Here is an 18,272-nt window from a genome sequence, read left to right as displayed (position 1 = left end):
GGCCATATTTATCCCCTTTTGGCCGCTCCTGCCATTCTCATAAACCGCGTCCGCCGCAAGACTGCAGGCACCGATACCGCCTGCGGAGAACAATAAATGCTGACGATCTACTCGGACGATCACCACCTGCACCACGGCCGTTGTGAATTGATGGACGGGCAACTGATGCCCTGCTTTGAAATGCCCTCGCGCGCCGACCACGTGCTGCAACGCGTCAAGGACCGTGACCTGGGGCCCGTGCAGGCCCCGCAGGACTTCGGTCTGGCGCCGCTGCAACGTATTCACAGCAGCGACTATCTGGACTTCTTCAAAGGCGCCTGGCAACGCTGGACCGAGTACGGCCAGGACGGCGACCTGTTGCCCTACACCTGGCCCGCTCGCACGTTGCGCCGCGTGATTCCCGCCAGCCTGCACGGCCAGCTGGGCTATTACAGTTTCGATGGAGGCGCGCCGATCACCGCCGGCACCTGGCAAGCGGCTTACAGCGCGGCGCAAGTCGCCCTCACCGCCCAGGCCGCCATCGTGCAAGGCGCCCACAGTGCCTTTGCGCTGTGCCGCCCGCCAGGGCATCACGCCGCCAGCGACCTGATGGGCGGTTATTGCTATCTCAATAACGCGGCCATCGCCGCCCAGGCGTTCCTCGATCAGGGCTGCAAAAAGGTCGCCATCCTCGATGTGGATTACCACCACGGCAACGGCACGCAGTCGATTTTCTACCCGCGTAGCGATGTGCTCTTCACCTCGATCCATGGCCATCCGGAGGCAGAGTTCCCCTTCTTTCTCGGGTATGCCGATGAGCTCGGAGAGGGCACGGGAGAAGGGTTCAACTTCAACTATCCGTTACCGGCCGGCGCCGGCTGGGAAACCTGGAGCGCCGCGCTTGAACAAGCCTGTGCCGAGATCGCGCGCTACGGTGCCGATGTCATCGTTGTCTCCCTGGGCGTGGACACCTTCAAGGACGACCCCATTTCGCAATTCAAGCTGGACAGCCCGGACTACCTGGCCATGGGTCGTCGCATCGCGCAGCTCGGCAAGCCGACGCTGTTTGTGATGGAAGGCGGCTACGCCGTAGAAGAAATCGGTATCAACGCCGTCAACGTGCTTGAAGGTTTCGAGGAAGCAGCCCAATGAACATACTCAAATCGCTCGTCCTGTGCGTCGCTGTCGCCAGCGGCGCGGCACAGGCCGAAGAGAAAACCCTGAAGGTCTACAACTGGTTCGACTACATCACCCCCAAGGCCCTGGAGGACTTCAAGGCGCAGAACCCGTCGATCAAGCTGGTGTACGACATCTTCGACACCAACGAGGCGCTGGAAGCCAAGCTGCTCACCGGCAACTCCGGCTATGACGTGGTCGTGCCGTCCAACGTGTTCCTGGCCAAGCAGATCGAAGCCGGCGTGTTCCAACCCCTGGACCGTAGCCAGTTGCCCAACTGGAAGCACCTGGATCCCAAGCTGATGAAGCTGATCGAAGCCAACGACCCCGGCAATCAGTACGCCGTGCCCTACATGTACGGCACCATCCTGATCGGCTTCAACCCGGCCAAGGTCAAGGCGGCCCTGGGCGACAACGCGCCACTGGACAGCTGGGACCTGATCTTCAAGGAAGAAAACATCAGCAAGCTCAAGCAATGTGGCGTCGCGCTGCTGGATTCGCCCTCGGAGATCCTGCCGCTGGCCTTGCAGCATCTGGGCCTGGACCCCAACAGCAGCAACCCCAAGGACTACATCAAGGCCGAAGCACTGCTGATGAAAATCCGTCCGTACATCACCTACTTTCACTCCTCCAAATACATGGCCGATATCGCCAACGGCGACATCTGTGTGGCGGTGGGTTATTCCGGCAGTTTTTCCCAGGCCGCCAACCGCGCCAAGGAAGCCAAGAACGGCGTGACCGTGGATATGCGCCTGCCCAAGGAAGGCGCGCCGATCTGGTTCGATATGCTCGCCATCCCCAAGGGTGCTAAAAACCCGGGCGACGCCCACACGTTCATCAATTATCTGTTGCAACCCAACGTCATCGCACCGGTCAGCGACTTTGTCGGCTATCCCAACCCGAACAAGGACGCTACCGAGTGGGTCGACCCGGCGATACGCAACAACCCCAACTTGTACCCGACCGACGCGGCCATGACGACGCTCTATACCCTAAAGCCCCTGGACAGCAAAGCCGAACGCGCCAGGACAAGGGCCTGGACCAAGATCAAATCCGGCACCTGAAACACCTTGATTTGACGGGCGCCTTCCAGTGCGCTCGTGAAGGTGGGCCTATCTAAGCACCGCCTCTCTGTGTGGCCGCGCCCTAGCATGGAACGCCTAGCCTTTACCTCAGGCTAGTTCCACCAAACGGCCAGACAGGGAAGCCTCACCATGAACGCCGCCGCTTCAACTACCACGCCCACCCACACACCGCGTCCGAATGCACCGATAGCGCTGCTCACGCAGCGCTCTAGCGGCGCGTCGTTCAGGGAGACTGCGACCCCGCTGCTGCTCAAGGGTTATGAAAAGTTTCCCTGGCCATCGCTACCTTGCACAGCCTCAACGCCCGTCCAGGCCAGCGATTGCAGAGGAGCAACACATGCCCAACGACCGACTTGACAACAATCATCGCCCCCCCAGCACCTATGAACTGCTCACCCAGTTAACCACCGGGCCCACCACCCACGAGGTCGCGGCCGCCACGTTGCGCTCGGCACTCAGAGAACTCTACCCCACCCTTAATATCGATCCCGACCTGGCGATGGTGGTCAGCCCGCGCTGGCATGTCGTGGGCAGCGCTGTCGAACCGGCGCCAGCCGTTATCCAGTCCCTGACCTCGGTACTGGCTCATCAAACGCTGACCAGCGAGCGGGTCACTTACATCGATGGCGAGCACTTCCTCACGCTGCAGCCGAACGCGGCGGCGCCTGTGCACCTTGCGGTGAAGATCGATGCCATCGCACGCTTGATCAACGAGTTATCCGACTTGCTGTTCATCGCTTTTCAGGAACAGCAACTTAACTTCTGGAACGCCTCCGACGACAGCAGCAGGCCACGCTGGCAGACGTTTTCCAATTCGCTGAGGAAAGTGTGGAATGTCACCGAAGAGCAAGGCCTGGATGAGCACCATGCGGCCATGGCCCGTGAAGTGTTCCAGGAACCGGACCGGGGCAGGCGCTCGCTCAATGATCGCTACAAGAGTCACGCCTACCTGGTTGACGTCGACCTACTGTGGGACGGCGAGTCCACCCACATCAGTTTCCTGGACATCGCCGTACTGGTTGGCGAGCACGACGAGCGCCAATTGGTCCTGACGCACTCGCTGGTCAGTGGCTATGAAACCTTCGAGTCACTTGAAGCGTTCGGCGCCTCATTGCCAGCCCGGCTCAGTGCGCCACAGCGCGATATCACGTTGCAATGGCGCCTGTATGAGCCCGCCGGCAACTTTTTCGACACACTGGCCTGCACCCTGATCGCGCTGCAAATCCGCGCCATCGGCAGTTACAGCCAAGCCGCGGTCGATGAGCCGGCAGAGGACCAGCCAAGCCCTACCACCGTCGCCCGCATTGTGCCCAGCATCGAAGAGATGAGCGATCACCAACTCTCGAGTATCCGCGAGGTTCATCAACAACTGCCCGACTGGCTGGCCTCGGCGTCGGACTCGGACACCGCCGCCTATAGCCGCTACATGATCGACCTGGCCCAACTGCATGCCCACTATCGCGGCGAAACATTCCAGGACGGCATTGCGCCCATTCGGGACTATGCCCGTACGCAACTGCAAAGCCGCATCCAGGCGCATAAAGGCGGTGCACGCCTGAACCTGGACAAAATCGAGGTGGTGATCGAAAGCCCGGTGGTATGGGGCACCTTCGTCGTGCCGGGCAGCGTGGACATCACCCGTCGCGGCCTGATCGATCTGACGTTGGACAACCTCACCGGCCTGCCCACCGGCAACACCACGGTGCACCACAACGACGATAACAATGGCGTCCCCAGCTGGCTGACCTTCAGCTATTTGAAAGACCTGATCGAAGACATTGATATCGGCGAACACTACCCCGCACTGATCAAACAGAAACTGCTCGATGACCCGGTGCAATCCAGTCACCGCCAACAGCTGTATATCAGCCATCTACGCCTGCAACTGCCGCTGCTGGCCCTGCAAATGAAAATCCGCAGACAGGGCGCAATCGATGAACGCGGCTACCGTTACGTTGCCGCCGTGATGCACACCGATGAATACGACCGCCACGTAGACGGGCAACTCATTGTTATCCGCGCCCTGGCCTTCGTGCCCACATTGCGGCCCGGCAATGAGCGCGACGTGGTCGCCAATATGTTCGTGATCGGTCCAAGGGACGCCAACGCCGGTCCGTGCCTGCTTTATCGCCCGTTGCTGGAACCGGTGCTGGTGCAATACCCGTCACGGCAAAACCTGCTGTACGCGATCAAACATAACCGCCCCTTGCGCGAATCGGTGCTGGCCTGGCTGCCGCAAGCGCAAAGCTTCAACTACGCCCAATACGTGTTCCCCGACACCTTCCCCTCGCCCTGGACGGTGGTGCGAGCCCTGGTCGAGCCCCTCACCCTGCTGTACATGAGCGGCCCCGTGGCCCTGGCCGATCAAGAAGTGGGCAATGACGCCCTGGCAACGCTGTTCAAGGCCAACGCCACCGCGATGGTCGAATTGGCGGACCGCCAGTCGGTGTCCACTGTACAGAAGCGTTGGGCGACGTTTCGACACACCGGCTGGCAAATATTCAACGCGGCCCTGCCATTCATGGGCCGTACCGTCGGAATAGCCGCCTGGGTCTGGCAAATCATGGACGACCTGCAAGCCACCGAGGAAGCCGTGGACAAGGGGGATCAACAAGCCTCGTGGACAGCGTTAGTGGATGTATTCCTCAACCTGGGCATGGCTTTGACCCTGCACATCGCCCTACGCCATCCTCGCCCGCTGGAACAGTTCGATGCGCCGAAGGGCAAAACTCGATCCGAGTCAAAAACGATCGAAACCGCCGGTAAACCACCGGTTACCAAGAAAAAATATAAAGCTGTGCAACAAGCCAATATTCCCGACAGCCAACTGCCCGCCAAGCACCAAGGCGCCGTACACATCCTGGGGGCCCTGAGCCATAGCCGCTTGGGCCTGGCCAAGACACTCGACAGTTTCAATATCGCCAAACCCGATAAGCTTGGCGAGCAAAACAAAACGCCTGGGCGCCACTTGAATCTGTATCCACTTGCGGACAAGTGGTATGCACCGGTTGCCGCGCGTTGGTTCGAGGTGAGGGTGGATGACAACGACATTGTCATCATCATCGACCCGAAGGCACCGTTGCGTACGGGCCCGCCGCTGATCGGCAATCTGGCGGGCCAGTGGTACGTTGACATCCGCTTACGACTGCGCGGCGGCGGCCTTCGGAACCGTCAGCGTGCGGTCAAGGTGAACCAGCCTGAGCGCATTGCGGCACTCATGACCCAGCTCAACGCCTTTGATGCGGTCGCCGCCAGACAACAGCTGGACGTGCTTGAGTCAAAGCCTGCACTGGACGCCGCCCCCGGCCCTTCCACGGACCTGCTGCGTACAGCGTTCATAGGTAAAGCCGACAACCGGCTGACGGCGTACGATGAAGCGATCAGTCAGCTGAAATCCTTGAGCATCATCGATGCCGTGCCCACCTACCAGCGCAACATGAGTGAATACCTGAAACAGCAAATACAACTGTCTCAGATAGTCGTGGAGCAACAATTGGTGGGCTATAGCGAGGCCTTGAAGGCTTCGTCCCCCATCCTCGACGCCGAAACAGGCATTGACTATAAAAACCAGGCGCGAAGCGCACAAACCCTGTCCACCTTGAACCTGGCAATCATCAAGCGCCTGGAGTTCATCAACAATCGTTTCAGCGATCTCAAAATGCTGGGAGATGAAGGCGCAGCGGTCATTCAAAAAACCATGAGCGAGTTGCCCCCGTTCACCCTCGCTGAGCTCAAATCCCTGGAGATCGGCTTGGGTCGCTACTTGTGTATCGATGAAGAGCAAAGCCAGATCCCTGCCACGCTGCGAGAGCAGATGAACCAGTGCGTCGATACAGCCGAACTTAACGTCGAGAGTTTCACTGAAATCATGGAACGGGGTAGCGACACATCGCTGGATGAGCGCATTGACGTGCTCAACAGCCTGGTCGAGCAATTTTCCAGCGCAGACCAACGTCTGCTGGACATGCATGCCGACCACCCGCAGTTTCTGCTGAAAACTCGCCTGGAGAGCTTTCGACAGCAAATTGGCGAGTTCAGCCGGCGGGCCGTTCACGACCTGGCGCATCTGCTGCGCGAGAAAAAAGCCCTGGAACCCAAGCCCGGCAGCTCAAAGGCCACGCGCGCGCCACGGCGCAAGGTGATCACGACACGCTACGATGGCATTCTAATAGCCCAGCCCCAAGAGTCCGACAGTACGCTGGTCGATGTCAGGACGTCCGTGACGGGCAAGGTACTCGCTACGTTTCATGAAAAAACCCCAGGCGTCTGGGTCAAGCGGCAAAAGGTCACCCCGCCACCGCCACCGCCTGCCACGGTGGACCTGGATACCAGCATCAACACCGGACAAACGCTGTTGGATGCCGAGCAGGCTGAAACCCGCAAGTATCAGGGCTTCTCACGTAAACCCTGGCACGCGCCCCAGGATATCCAAGATATGTACGAGGCCTACGCCAAAAAACTGGAGGATGTGTCAAACGACATCGAGCAAGCGCTGACCCGACGCAATCTCACCGAAAGCGACCATACTTCCGCCGCGTCGACCAAGCGCAACCTCAACGACGCAGCACAGCGGCTTTATCGCCTGGGTAGAACAACCTACATCGACATGATCAAACAGCAGCCGCCCACGGCGGCGCGGGTGGAGTGGCTGCGTAGCCAAGGGCTGATAAGTATCAGCAAAACCTTCAGCCGCCGCGCCGTCAAAGGGCCTCCAAAGGGCTACCTGGACGAGTACGAGGTACGTGATAAAGAAACCAACGCCGTGCTGTGGTACGCGCACTTCCACTATGCAACGAAAGGCGCCGCCCTTGAGAGATTCGATAAGGCCCACCTCAAGACGCGTGAACAACAGCGCCTGGGTGGCTCTCGCCAACGCACCGGACCCAGTGACTGGGAAATGATAGAAATCCACCGCAGCAGCATCGGTGATCAACTGGCCAAGTCGCTGTTCCTCAACAGCTGATCACCTTTTTATGCCTGCCATACCTGGCGCAAACGGGCCAGAGCCTGCGCGATGGCCGCCTCGGGCACGGCGGCAAACCCCATCACCAGGCCCGCGCGCTGGTCCGGTGGTGGGCTTGTGCCAGCCAGCCAATAGCTACTCAAACCGTTGATCTCAACCTCTACCGCACGGGCCTGCGCGAGCAACGCCTGCTCGCGGGCCAGGCTGTCCACTCGCACTGTCAGGTGCAGCCCGGCCGCAACACTGGGCAAGGCGCCGACGCCGGGCAACCCATCGGGCCAACCGGCCAGCAAGGCGTTGCGACGGCTCAGCGCAGCGCGACGCATTCGGCGAATGTGGCGTTGGAAGTGCCCCGCCGCCATGAACTCAGCCATCACCGCCTGGGTGCTGACTTCGGAATGGCGCATGTCCACGGCGCGGCGCCGAGTGAAGGCTTGCACCAGGCCCGGTGGCAGCACCAGGTAACCCAGGCGCAACGCCGGGAACGCCACTTTGCCGAAAGTGCCCACGTATAACACGCGACCACTGCGGTCCAGCGCCGCCAACGGCGACAGCGGCGCGCCGGTGTAGCGGTACTCACCGTCATAATCGTCCTCCACGATCCAACCGCCCGAACGCTCGGCCCAGGCCAGCAATTGCAGACGCCGGGCCAGGCTCATCACCACGCCCAACGGATACTGATGGGAAGGTGTGACATAGGCCACACGGCACTCATGCAGAGCGTTGAGCACCTGGCAATCCAGGCCCTCGCTGTCAACCGGCACGCCCTGCAGTCGTCCACCGGCCAGGGCGAATGCATGGCCTGCCGCACGGTAACCCGGATTTTCCACCGCCACCCCATCACCCGGCTCAATCAGCAACTGTGCACAAAGGCTGATCGCCTGCTGTGCCCCACTGGTGATCACAATTTGTTCAGCCGTGCACTGCATACCCCGTGAGCTGCGCAGGTAGGCGGCAATCAAACCACGCAGGCGGCCGTCACCTGCTGGATCGCCATAGCACAGCTGTTCCAGGTCAGGTTTGCGCCAGAACGCCCCGTTCAGCTTGGCCCATACCTCAAATGGAAACAGATCAAAGGCCGGTACGCCCACCCGAAATGCCCGCGGTGGCCCCATGGGAGGCTGAGGCAGGTGGTGGTTTTTTACCCGCGCCAGGCCCGTGCTGTGGATAACTTGATCGTCCAGATCCTCAGGCAAATTCGCCCATTTTGTGGATAAGGCTGGGGATAAGCCTGTTGAAAACCCTGTGGATACTTTTGTGGATAGTTTTTTTGGCCTGGGCAATTGGGCTACATAGGTGCCATCTCCCACCCGACTCTCAATAAACCCCTCCGCATACAGCTGATCGTAGGCGCGCACGACGCTGTTTCGGGAAATCGACAATGCCGCCGCCAGATCACGAGTAGCAGGTAACCGCGTACCACTGACCAGCCGTCCATCCAGCACCCGCTGGCGCAGGGCTTCATAGAGTTGGCGCGTCAGGCCCTGGCGGCGGTCCAGTTCGATACCGGCAGGGTTGAAGGATAACGGCGGCGAAAGGAGCGGCATATTGGACCTATGGAAATAGCGCTAGATGGCTCTTACAACGAACCAATAGCCTGCCTACGATGCAGGCATTCGCCAAGGAAAATTTCCATGTACACACCCCGCGCCTTTGCCCTCGATGACTTGCCCCAAATCCAGCAACTGATCCAGCACACCCGTCTGGCGCAGTTGGTGACCGTGGGAGAAGATGGCCTGCAAGCCAGCCATCTGCCACTGCTGCTCAACCCCGATGAAGGTCCCAACGGCACGCTTTACGGGCACCTGGCCAAGGCCAACCCGCAATGGCGCGAGCTGCAAAATGGCAGTGAGGCGCTGGTGATCTTTGCGGGTGCCGACGCCTATATCAGCCCGGCGTTTTACCCGGCCAAAGCCGAACACGGCAAAGTGGTACCGACCTGGAACTACATCGCCGTGCACGCCTATGGCAAGGCCGAGGTGTTCAGCGACGCCGAGCGATTGCTCAAGGTGGTCAACGCCCTCACCGAGCGCCATGAAAGCGGCCGCGCCCAGCCCTGGACAGTCAGCGACGCGCCGGCGGATTACATCGACGGCATGCTCAAGGCGATCGTCGGCTTCGCCCTGCCCATCGAGCGTGTGATCGGCAAACACAAACTCAGTCAGAACCGCAGCGCGGCCGACATGGCAGGCGTGCGCGAAGGCCTGGCCGCCAGTACCGATGTGCGCGACCAGACCCTCGCCCGCTATATTCCCCAAGGAGTTACACAATGACCCGGATCGACATTCGCCAAGTCACCGCTGCCGACCACACCGCCTGGCTGCCGTTGTGGCAGGCGTATTTGAAGTTCTACAACACCGAACTGCCGGACGCCGTCAGCCAAAGCACCTGGCAACGCCTGATCGACGCCCGCGAGCCGACTCATTCGGCACTCGCCTGGCAGGACGGCAAGGCAGTGGGCATGGTCAACTTCATCTACCATCGTTCCAACTGGAGCATCGAGAACTCCTGCTACCTGCAGGACTTGTTGGTGGACCCCGCCCAGCGTGGCACTGGCGTGGGTCGCAAGCTGATCGAATTCGTCTACGCCACCGCCAAGGCCGATGGCTGCTGCAAGGTGCACTGGTTGACCCACGAGACCAACGCCACCGCGATTCAACTGTACGAACGCATCGCTGAACGCCCGGGTTTCATCCAATTTCGCAAAGGTCTTTAAGGAGCGCAGCATGGTCACTTCCCCCGCCGACTGGAAAGGCGCCCCCGCGCCTGCCGCGCAACTGCTTGAAGGGCGCTTTATTCGCCTGGAAAAGCTCGACCCGGCGCGCCACGCCGAGCAACTGTGGCAAGCCCTCGAAGGCCCCGGTGCCGACCCGACCTTGTGGGACTATTTGCCCTACGGGCCTTTTGCTGAGCGCAGCGCCTTCGATGCCTGGCTGAACAACCATGCTGCCAGCAGCGACCCGTATTTCTTCAGCGTGGTCGACCGCGCAAGCGGCCAGGTCCAGGGCATCCTCAGCCTGATGTCCATCGTCCCCGCTCACGGGCGTATTGAAATCGGCCACGTCACCTTTGGCGCACCGATGCAGCGTTCGCCAAAAAGTACCGAAGCGGTGTACCTGCTGGCCAAGTACGCGTTCGAACAGGGCTACCGCCGCCTGGAATGGAAGTGCAACAACGGCAATGCGCGCTCCCGGTATGCGGCCGAGCGCCTGGGGTTCAGTTTTGAAGGCGTGTTCCGCCAGCATATGGTGGTCAAGGGGCAGAACCGGGATACGGCGTGGTATTCGATGCTGGATTCGGAATGGCCGAAGATTGGCGCGGGGTTTGAGGCGTGGTTGTCGGAGGAGAACCAGGCCGGTTCCGGTCAGCTCAGAACACTGGCCGAATGCCGAACCTGAACCTCACCCGCAAAACAAAACCCATGTGGGAGGGGGCTTGCCCCCGATGGCGGTTTATCAGTCAAACAGGCTGAGACTGACACTCTGCTATCGGGGGCAAGCCCCCTCCCACAATTTTGATCTGCGGTGAATCAGTTGGTAAGGCGCTCGGCCAACACCGCAATATGCTCCGGCCCGATGCCGCAGCAACCGCCCAAATGGCTGGCGCCACGCGCTTTCCAATCAGCCGCCCACTGCAGGTAACCCGGCGGGTCGAGATCGTCGCGCAATGGGTCCAGGCCATCGTTGGCCGTGGCTTCCTTGGGTTGCGGTGGGAAGGCATTGGCGTAGGCGCCGATCTGAATCGCGACGCCCAATCGCTCGAAGGTTGCCCGCGCCGTATCGATCGCCGCGCCGATCACTTCCGGCTGGCTGCAGTTGAACAGCAATACCTGCACGCCCAACTGCGCCGCCGCCTCGGCCGCCTCCGCCACTGGCTCACCGGAACGCAGGCGCGGCACGTCATCAGTGTCTTCATCTTTCAAGGTAAACGACAGCCAGAACGGCTTGCCATCCTGCGGCAGGCCGGCATGAATCGCTTGTGCTTCAACGATGGAGCTTTGGGTTTCCGCCAGCCACAGGTCAACGTGAGGCGCCAGGCCCTGCACCAGCGGTGTCAGCAATTCGCTGACCCGCTCCGGCAGGAACAGGTCGGGCCGGTATGAGCCAAACAACGGCGGCAATGAACCGGCGACGCGCACCGGTTTGCCGGATGCCTTCACCGCCCGTCGCGCCAACTCACCGGCCAGCGCGGCCAGCGCCTGGGCCTCTTGCGCGAACCGCGCTTCGCCGATATGAAACGGCACCACCGCGTAACTGTTGCTGGTAATCACGTTGGCACCACTGTCGATATAAGCTGCGTGCACCGCCTCTACCGCTTGCGGCGCTTCGCTCAGGGCCAGCGCCGACCATTCCGGCTGGCGGAACGGCGCGCCACGGCGTTGCAGTTCACGGCCCATGCCGCCATCAAGAATTACTGTGCTTGCTGTGCCCATATGCTTTTTACTCATATGCTTATGAAAATAACTCACTATGAGAGTCGTTCTTATAACTATTTAATGCGTACCGTTCGGTTAATAACAACCTCTTTTTTATTCGGGTGCTCGATTTTGAAATTACGACCGCTGTTGGCCCTGGGCCTGACGATATTGGCCGCTTCAACCCAAGCCTTTGGCGGCGCCACGCTGGACCGTATCGAACAGAAGAAAGAGCTGGTCGGTGTGCTGATGGAAAGCTACCCGCCGTTTTCATTCCTCAACGATCAAAACCAACTGGACGGCTTCGACGTGGATGTGGCCAAGGCCGTGGCGCAAAAGCTTGGGGTCAAGTTGCGCCTGGAAACGCCTTCATGGGACGTCATTGCCGCCGGCCGCTGGAGCGGGCGCTACGATATTTGCATCTGCTCCATGACCCCGAGCAAGGCACGCGCCGAGGTGTTCGACTTCCCGGTGGAGTACTACGCCTCGCCCGCCGTCATCGTGGTCAATGCCAAGGATGATCGCATCCATACAGCCAAAGACCTGAGCGGCAAGAAAGTCGGCCTCACCAGCGCTTCCAGCTATGAAAGCTACCTGAACAAGAACCTGGTGATCGAAGGCGCCGAAGACACTCAGTTGCAGTACCCGTTCGAGGATGTGCAGATTGCCCCGTACGACACCGACAACGTGGCATTCCAGGACCTCGGCCTGGGCGCGGGCGTGCGCCTGGATGCAATCCTCACCAACCTGGTCACCGCGCAGCCGCGCCTGACCCAGGACAAGCGCTTCAAGCTTGCAGGCGAGCCGTTGTATTCGGAGCCCAACTCGGTGGCCATCGAGAAAGGCGACGCGCAGTGGGACAGCAAAGTGCGTGAGGTCTTCGCCCAGCTCAAACAGGACGGCACCTTGAGCAAGCTGTCGCAAAAATGGATCGGCGCCGATATCAGCCGATGAGTTTTCGTATACGGCTTTACCTGACCTGGGCGGCTCTGTTCGCCTTGTTTGCCAGTTTCTTCCTGAGCTTTGACCTGAAGTTCTCGATCATCCTCGACAAGCTGCCCAACCTGGTCGGCCTGCACCTGGCGCCCAATGGCTTCCTGCAAGGCGCGGCGCTGACGCTGTTTTTGTGCCTGTGCGCCATCGTTGCGTCGTCGGTACTGGGTTTTGTCACTGCCCTGGGGCGCCTGTCGAAAAGCGCGGTGGCGTTCGGCATTGCCAGTTTCTACGCCTCGTTCTTTCGCGGCACGCCGTTGCTGATCCAGATCCTGCTGATTTACCTGGGTTTGCCGCAACTGGGCCTGGTACCGGGCGCCATCGTCGCCGGGATCATCGCGCTGTCGCTGAACTATGGTGCCTATCTGAGCGAGATCTTTCGCGCCGGTATCCTCGGCGTGCCCCATGGCCAACGGGAAGCCGCATTGGCCCTGGGCATGCGTGACCGGGCGATCTTCTGGCATGTCACCCTGCCCCAGGCCATGCGCACCATCATTCCGCCGGCCACCAACCAGTTCATCTCGATGCTCAAGGACTCGTCGCTGATCTCGGTGATGGGCGTTTGGGAAGTGATGTTCCTGGCGCAGTCCTATGGCCGCTCGAGCTATCGCTATATCGAGATGCTCACCACGGCGGCGATCATTTACTGGGTGATGTCTCTCGGGCTGGAGCTGATCCAGGCGCGCATGGAGCGGCATTTCGGCAAAGGTTATGTGCGCCGCGGTTGAAGTTCAGAACCCCTAGGCAGATGAGCTTTCAGCCGCACGCCATTAACGACAACTCCCGCAAACCAGCGGTCAGTGGCCTGACAGTTATCCCTCGACGACCTCGCTACATTCCCGGCCTCATTCATCAGAGGTCGGGAATTCATGTCTTTCATACCCTCCAGAATCGCTGCGTTCATCAGCCTTGCAGTGGCCATCAGTGTTCAACCCGCGCAAGCACGCGGCGATATTGAATACAGGCCGTTTTTTCATCACCCTTATGATTCAATCGAAACTGAGTGGACCATCGAACCCAAGCTCGGTACGCCGCCTTCCCCGCCGCCCTACGCCGGGTACCTCATTGGACAAGCCACTACCTACAACGGCGTGCAGGTCGCCAAGGTGCTGGAGCCCGCGCTGCTTGAACTGCTGAACGCCGGTGAGCTGACCTCGGAACAGATAAAGAAGCTGCAAAAGGTAAATGAAGCACTTGCCGGACAGCCCGGCGGAATCGGCGCAGCCCTTGAACAATTGGCCGGCAGCCAAAACGCTAACCTGGCCACCGCCACCCACGCCGTCACCAGCCAAATCAGCAACCAATTACTCTCGACCCTGCGCGCCTTGCCAGCCGACGAGAATAGTCACTTTTGGGTGCAGGGCCTGGGCAACGATGGCAACCTCGATTCACGAAGCGGCAGCGCCGGCCTGAAACACGGTACCCGTGGGCTGTTGCTGGGCGCCGACTGGGCGGTGGACCAAGCCTGGCGCGTGGGGGTGATGAGTGCCAAATCCGCGAGCAATCTTGGCGCCCAGCGCTTTTCCGCCGAGCTGGACAGCTTGCATCTGGGAGCCTATGCCGTGCGACAGGACGGCCCGCTGGCCCTGCGCCTGGGTGCGATCTACAGCAGCCACGCCGGGACCAACAGGCGCAACGTCAATCTGCTCGATTACAAAGATCAGCTCAAGTCTCGTTACGATGCCCAAAGCCAAACGCTGTTCTCGGAACTGGGCTATCAATTGGGCAGCCAGGACTTGCGCGTCGAGCCTTTCGCCGGCATTGGCTACCAGCGTTATCACCGCGACAGTTTCAAGGAAAGCGGTGGCCTGAGCGCACTCAACGTCGGCGCGCAGACCCAGCAGAACCTGAGCAGCACGGTTGGTCTGCGCCTGGCGACGGTGTACCGGTTCGATAATCAGATCAGCCTTACACCCCACCTCAGCACCGGCTGGAAACACCTCTACGGCGCAGTCGACAGCCAGGTGCACCAATCCTATCGCAACGTTCCAGTGGTGCTGGACGGCTTCACCATCACCGGTACGGCACTGGATCGCAACAGCCTGGACGTGCAAGCCGGTCTGGACGTCGCACTCTCCAAGCAACACACACTGGGCCTGACTTACAGCGGCCAGGCGGGCACGCATAGCCGCAATCAGGGCGTGAAGGGGCAGTGGACCATGAGCTTTTAACCAAGCGTACTAAGGCGCTATTCCAATAACGAGCCCTCTTACAACGCTCAATGCCACCCGCCGACAGCTACAGGCATTTACCTGCGGTAGTTTTTCGACCTCCAGCACACGTGAGGTCGAAATCCAATGTCGAGCGTATCCACACAGCTTGCAGCCTGCTCCCCTCAAACGTTCTATTCGAACTCGGCCGCTGTGCATGTCGAGGCCGGCAGCGCCATCGAACTCACCACCGGAGGCCACCTCACAAATAACGGGCATATATCCACCGGCCCCTCAACACGCTTCGAAGAATCGTACAGTGGCATAAGCGTGAACGGCGCAGACGTAACAGTCGTCAACCATGGGGCAGTGATGGGTGGCAGCAATGGCATCAAGGCCAAGGACGCTGTAGTACTGACCAATACAGGCGCGATCACCGGCCAGAAAGGCGCCGGTTTGAAATCCAAGGGCAATGCAGAGGTGGTCAATTATGGCGTCATCACCGGCGCAGATACCCAGCGTGCCCGGCAGAACGACGGCGACGGTGATGGCCTGGATATCGACAAATTCGGGCGCATACACAACTACGGGATCATCGAGGGCACGGGGGCCAATGGCAGTGACAAGCACGGCGCGCCCAATACCAGTGAAGGCATCGCCATAGGGGGTGCCGACATCTATAACCACGGCCTCATCAGCGGTGCGCATCATGGCGTGCTGGTCGACAACGGGAACGCAGGGCCTGCCTTTGGCAGCACGTTGCTGGTCAACAACGGCAGTATCAGAGGTCGCAATGGCTATGGGGTAAACCTGGTCGGAAATTTCAATGACAGGGTCATTAATAACGGCCTGATCAGCGGTGGCAACGGCGTTGCCCTGAACATGGGCGGTGGCGACGACGTGCTGACTGTGCGCGGCCAGGCCCGATTCAGGGGCGAGGTGGACGGCGGCAGCGGTACCAACCAGGTAATCCTGGATGATATCGAGGGCGGCATGTTCAACGGCGCCCGCCAGGTTCAGCACCTGGACGTCACCGCAGGCGCCTGGACCCTGACCGGCGCACTGGAGGCCAACCAGCGAGGTCGGGTTCAGAGCGGCGCCACGTTGATCAACCAGAGCCGCATCGGCGGCACGGTCGCGGTTGAACAGGGTGCCACCTACGCCGGAGGCACGGTGAACGAACTTGACGTTGCCGGTACGCTGGTGCTCGACCCGGCCTTGAAAAACCAAGGGCGCATCAAACGCGACCTGAACATGACACAGGGTTCGACCCTGGCTCTCAAGGTGGGCCAGGGCGAAACACACAGCACCCTGAAAGTCGGCAACCGTGCCAGCCTGGGGGGGGCAACACTGAGTATCCAGATCGAGCACGAAAGTGATGAACTGCTCAACCGCCAGCTACGCATCGTCGACGCCGCACAGATTGAAGGCCGCTTCGAGCGGATCACCAGCAACCTTGAAACCCTGACCCCGGAGCTGATCTACACAGCCACCGGCGCCTTTGTCAGCTTCAAGCGCAAAAAGCCTGCTGACGAAGCCTGAATAGCAGGCAAAAAAAAGGAGGGCACCTGCCCCCCCGAGGATTAAGCGGTAATGTCGAAGGCTGAATTCAGCCTTCGATCTCAATCAGGATCTCACCCGGGTTGACCCGGTCACCCTTGGCCACATGAACGGCGGTCACCTTGCCGGCAATGGCTGCCTGGACTTCGGTTTCCATCTTCATGGCTTCGGTGATCAGCACGGCCTGGCCGGCCTTGACCACGTCGCCCTCCTTGACCAGCACATCGACGATATTGCCCGGCATCGCCGTGCTGACATGGCCCGGTTCGGTAGCGTGCTTGCGCTTGCTGCCGCCGCTGCTGACAAATTCGTTGAGCGGTTCGAACACCACTTCTTCCGGCATCCCGTCGATGGACAGGTAAAAGTGGCGCTTACCTTCGGCCTTCACGCCGACACCGGTGATATCCACACGGTAGCTTTCGCCGTGCACGTCGATAACGAACTCGGTCGGCACGCCTTCGCCGCTGGCACGGGCTACACCGCCCGCTTCCGGAATCGGCAGCAGCACTTCAGGGGCCAGGGTGCCGGCGTCGCGTTCTTCGAGGAATTTGCGCCCGATATCCGGGAACATGGCGTAGGTCAGCACGTCTTCTTCGGACTTGGCCAACGCGCCGATTTCACCGCGCAGCTTGGTCATTTCCGGCTTGAGCAAATCAGCCGGGCGAACATCGATAACCTCTTCGCTGCCAATGGCCTGACGGCGCAACTTTTCGTTCACCGTGCCCGGGGCCTTGCCGTAGCCGCCTTGCAGGTAGAGCTTCACTTCGTTGGTGATGGTCTTGTAGCGCTCACCGGCCAGCACGTTGAAGAACGCCTGTGTGCCGACGATCTGCGACGTGGGGGTGACCAGCGGCGGGAAGCCGAGGTCTTCACGCACGCGCGGGATCTCGGCCAGCACTTCGCTCATACGGTTCAGCGCGCCCTGCTCTTTCAACTGGTTGGCCAGGTTGGAAATCATCCCGCCCGGCACCTGATTGACTTGCACGCGAGTGTCGACGGCGGTGAATTCGCTTTCGAACTGGTGGTACTTCTTGCGCACGGCGTAGAAGTACAGGCCAATCTCCTGCAACAGCTCCAGGTCGAGGCCGGTGTCGAATTCGCTGCCTTTGAGGGCCGCGACCATCGACTCGGTGCCTGGGTGGCTGGTGCCCCAGGCGAAGCTGGAGATGGCGGTGTCGATATGGTCGGCACCGTTCTCGATGGCCTTGAGCTGGCACATCGCGGCCAGGCCGGCGGTGTCATGGGAGTGGATAAAGATCGGCAGGTTCTGTTCGGCTTTGAGCGCCTTGACCAGTTCGCCGGTGGCGTAAGGGGTCAGCAGGCCGGCCATGTCCTTGATCGCAATCGAGTCGCAGCCCATGGACTCCAACTGCTTGGCCTGGGCCACGAAGGCGTCGACAGTGTGCACCGGGCTGGTGGTGTAGGCGATGGTGCCCTGGGCGTGTTTGCCGGCGGCCTTGACCGCTTCGATGGCCACGCGCAGGTTACGTACGTCGTTCATCGCATCGAAGATACGGAACACATCGATCCCGTTAACCGCAGCCTTGGCGACGAAGGCTTTGACCACATCGTCGCTGTAGTGGCGGTAGCCCAGCAGGTTCTGGCCGCGCAGCAGCATTTGCAGGCGCGTGTTGGGCAATGCCGCGCGCAGTTGGCGCAGACGCTCCCACGGATCTTCTTTGAGGAACCGTACACAAGCGTCGAAGGTAGCGCCGCCCCAGACCTCCAGGGACCAGTAGCCGACTTTGTCGAGCTTGTCGCAGATCGGCAGCATGTCATCGGTGCGCATGCGGGTCGCCAGCAACGATTGGTGAGCGTCGCGCAGGATGGTGTCGGTTACGAAGATTTTTTTAGTCATTGGTAGCTCCTCATAGCGGCAAGTTTCAAGCTACAAGCTGCAAGAAAAAGCCAATCTGCTTTTACTTGTAGCGTGCCGCTTACAACTTGCAGCT

13 protein-coding genes are annotated in these 18,272 nt (G+C 60.4%); 10 read left to right on the top strand and 3 right to left on the bottom strand.

Going from position 1 to position 18,272, the window contains the following annotated elements; all coding sequences use genetic code 11:
• Positions 1–96: 96 nt before the first annotated feature.
• From PspCFBP13528_RS00955 to PspCFBP13528_RS00945, 3 genes are all read left to right on the top strand, one after another.
• Positions 97–1,131, top strand: a complete 1,035-nt coding sequence (locus tag PspCFBP13528_RS00955; RefSeq protein ID WP_101218711.1) for a histone deacetylase family protein — start codon at positions 97–99, stop codon at positions 1,129–1,131.
• A complete protein-coding gene (locus PspCFBP13528_RS00950; protein ID WP_137199495.1) occupies positions 1,128–2,219 on the top strand; it encodes a polyamine ABC transporter substrate-binding protein in 1,092 nt (363 codons plus the stop codon). The genes PspCFBP13528_RS00955 and PspCFBP13528_RS00950 overlap by 4 nt, the downstream gene beginning before the upstream one ends.
• Positions 2,220–2,577: 358 nt before the next feature.
• Positions 2,578–7,203 carry a DUF6543 domain-containing protein gene (locus PspCFBP13528_RS00945; RefSeq protein ID WP_137199494.1) on the top strand — a complete coding sequence of 1,542 codons (4,626 nt, stop codon included), beginning with the start codon at positions 2,578–2,580 and terminating at the stop codon, positions 7,201–7,203.
• Positions 7,204–7,211: 8 nt separating this feature from the next.
• On the opposite strand, the gene PspCFBP13528_RS00940 is transcribed toward PspCFBP13528_RS00945, so the two are convergent.
• Complete coding sequence (locus PspCFBP13528_RS00940) at positions 7,212–8,750, bottom strand: PLP-dependent aminotransferase family protein (RefSeq protein WP_137199493.1); 1,539 nt, start codon at positions 8,748–8,750, stop codon at positions 7,212–7,214.
• A gap of 87 nt (positions 8,751–8,837) precedes the next feature.
• Between PspCFBP13528_RS00940 and PspCFBP13528_RS00935 the strand changes: the two genes are divergently transcribed.
• From PspCFBP13528_RS00935 to PspCFBP13528_RS00925, 3 genes are read left to right on the top strand one after another with little or no spacing between them, the layout of a single operon-like run.
• Positions 8,838–9,476 carry an FMN-binding negative transcriptional regulator gene (locus PspCFBP13528_RS00935; RefSeq protein WP_137199492.1) on the top strand — a complete coding sequence of 213 codons (639 nt, stop codon included), beginning with the start codon at positions 8,838–8,840 and terminating at the stop codon, positions 9,474–9,476.
• Positions 9,473–9,919, top strand: coding sequence for a GNAT family N-acetyltransferase (locus PspCFBP13528_RS00930; protein ID WP_101218719.1), 447 nt, complete (start codon positions 9,473–9,475; stop codon positions 9,917–9,919). Before PspCFBP13528_RS00935 ends, PspCFBP13528_RS00930 begins: the two co-directional genes overlap by 4 nt.
• A 10-nt stretch (positions 9,920–9,929) precedes the next feature.
• On the top strand, positions 9,930–10,601 hold the full coding sequence (locus PspCFBP13528_RS00925) for a GNAT family protein (protein WP_065953293.1): 672 nt from the start codon (positions 9,930–9,932) through the stop codon (positions 10,599–10,601).
• A 131-nt stretch (positions 10,602–10,732) separates the two neighbouring features.
• Here the strand turns inward: PspCFBP13528_RS00925 and PspCFBP13528_RS00920 are convergent, their stop codons facing one another.
• The gene (locus PspCFBP13528_RS00920; RefSeq protein ID WP_137199491.1) at positions 10,733–11,635 is read right to left on the bottom strand and encodes a homocysteine S-methyltransferase family protein; all 903 of its coding nucleotides are present in this window, start codon (positions 11,633–11,635) and stop codon (positions 10,733–10,735) included.
• A gap of 114 nt (positions 11,636–11,749) precedes the next feature.
• Here PspCFBP13528_RS00920 and PspCFBP13528_RS00915 point away from each other — a divergent pair, with 114 nt between their 5' ends.
• From PspCFBP13528_RS00915 to PspCFBP13528_RS00900, 4 genes are all read left to right on the top strand, one after another.
• Entirely contained in the window at positions 11,750–12,571 is an 822-nt protein-coding gene (locus PspCFBP13528_RS00915; RefSeq protein WP_065953295.1) for an ABC transporter substrate-binding protein, read from the top strand.
• The gene (locus PspCFBP13528_RS00910) at positions 12,568–13,338 is read left to right on the top strand and encodes an amino acid ABC transporter permease (RefSeq protein WP_101218722.1); all 771 of its coding nucleotides are present in this window, start codon (positions 12,568–12,570) and stop codon (positions 13,336–13,338) included. Before PspCFBP13528_RS00915 ends, PspCFBP13528_RS00910 begins: the two co-directional genes overlap by 4 nt.
• 141 nt (positions 13,339–13,479) lie before the next feature.
• A complete protein-coding gene (locus PspCFBP13528_RS00905) occupies positions 13,480–14,781 on the top strand; it encodes an autotransporter outer membrane beta-barrel domain-containing protein (RefSeq protein WP_137199490.1) in 1,302 nt (433 codons plus the stop codon).
• A gap of 351 nt (positions 14,782–15,132) precedes the next feature.
• Entirely contained in the window at positions 15,133–16,302 is a 1,170-nt protein-coding gene (locus PspCFBP13528_RS00900; RefSeq protein WP_101218725.1) for a hypothetical protein, read from the top strand.
• A gap of 67 nt (positions 16,303–16,369) precedes the next feature.
• Here PspCFBP13528_RS00900 and oadA read toward each other — a convergent pair whose 3' ends face one another.
• Entirely contained in the window at positions 16,370–18,178 is a 1,809-nt protein-coding gene (gene oadA, locus PspCFBP13528_RS00895; protein WP_065953299.1) for a sodium-extruding oxaloacetate decarboxylase subunit alpha, read from the bottom strand.
• Positions 18,179–18,272: the final 94 nt, after the last annotated feature.

Origin of the sequence: Pseudomonas sp. CFBP13528 (assembly GCF_005233615.1) — a bacterium.
Lineage (GTDB): Bacteria > Pseudomonadota > Gammaproteobacteria > Pseudomonadales > Pseudomonadaceae > Aquipseudomonas > Aquipseudomonas fluorescens_AM.
This window is presented reverse-complemented; position numbering and strand designations above follow the sequence as displayed.

Coding starts and splice junctions, on each gene's coding strand:
- oadA (WP_065953299.1), bottom strand. CDS start 18,178: ATGACTAAAAAAATCTTCGTAACCGACACCATCCTGCGCGACGCTCAC.
- PspCFBP13528_RS00935 (WP_137199492.1), top strand. CDS start 8,838: ATGTACACACCCCGCGCCTTTGCCCTCGATGACTTGCCCCAAATCCAG.
- PspCFBP13528_RS00945 (WP_137199494.1), top strand. CDS start 2,578: ATGCCCAACGACCGACTTGACAACAATCATCGCCCCCCCAGCACCTAT.
- PspCFBP13528_RS00920 (WP_137199491.1), bottom strand. CDS start 11,635: ATGGGCACAGCAAGCACAGTAATTCTTGATGGCGGCATGGGCCGTGAA.
- PspCFBP13528_RS00955 (WP_101218711.1), top strand. CDS start 97: ATGCTGACGATCTACTCGGACGATCACCACCTGCACCACGGCCGTTGT.
- PspCFBP13528_RS00910 (WP_101218722.1), top strand. CDS start 12,568: ATGAGTTTTCGTATACGGCTTTACCTGACCTGGGCGGCTCTGTTCGCC.
- PspCFBP13528_RS00925 (WP_065953293.1), top strand. CDS start 9,930: ATGGTCACTTCCCCCGCCGACTGGAAAGGCGCCCCCGCGCCTGCCGCG.
- PspCFBP13528_RS00905 (WP_137199490.1), top strand. CDS start 13,480: ATGTCTTTCATACCCTCCAGAATCGCTGCGTTCATCAGCCTTGCAGTG.
- PspCFBP13528_RS00940 (WP_137199493.1), bottom strand. CDS start 8,750: ATGCCGCTCCTTTCGCCGCCGTTATCCTTCAACCCTGCCGGTATCGAA.
- PspCFBP13528_RS00930 (WP_101218719.1), top strand. CDS start 9,473: ATGACCCGGATCGACATTCGCCAAGTCACCGCTGCCGACCACACCGCC.
- PspCFBP13528_RS00950 (WP_137199495.1), top strand. CDS start 1,128: ATGAACATACTCAAATCGCTCGTCCTGTGCGTCGCTGTCGCCAGCGGC.
- PspCFBP13528_RS00900 (WP_101218725.1), top strand. CDS start 15,133: ATGGGTGGCAGCAATGGCATCAAGGCCAAGGACGCTGTAGTACTGACC.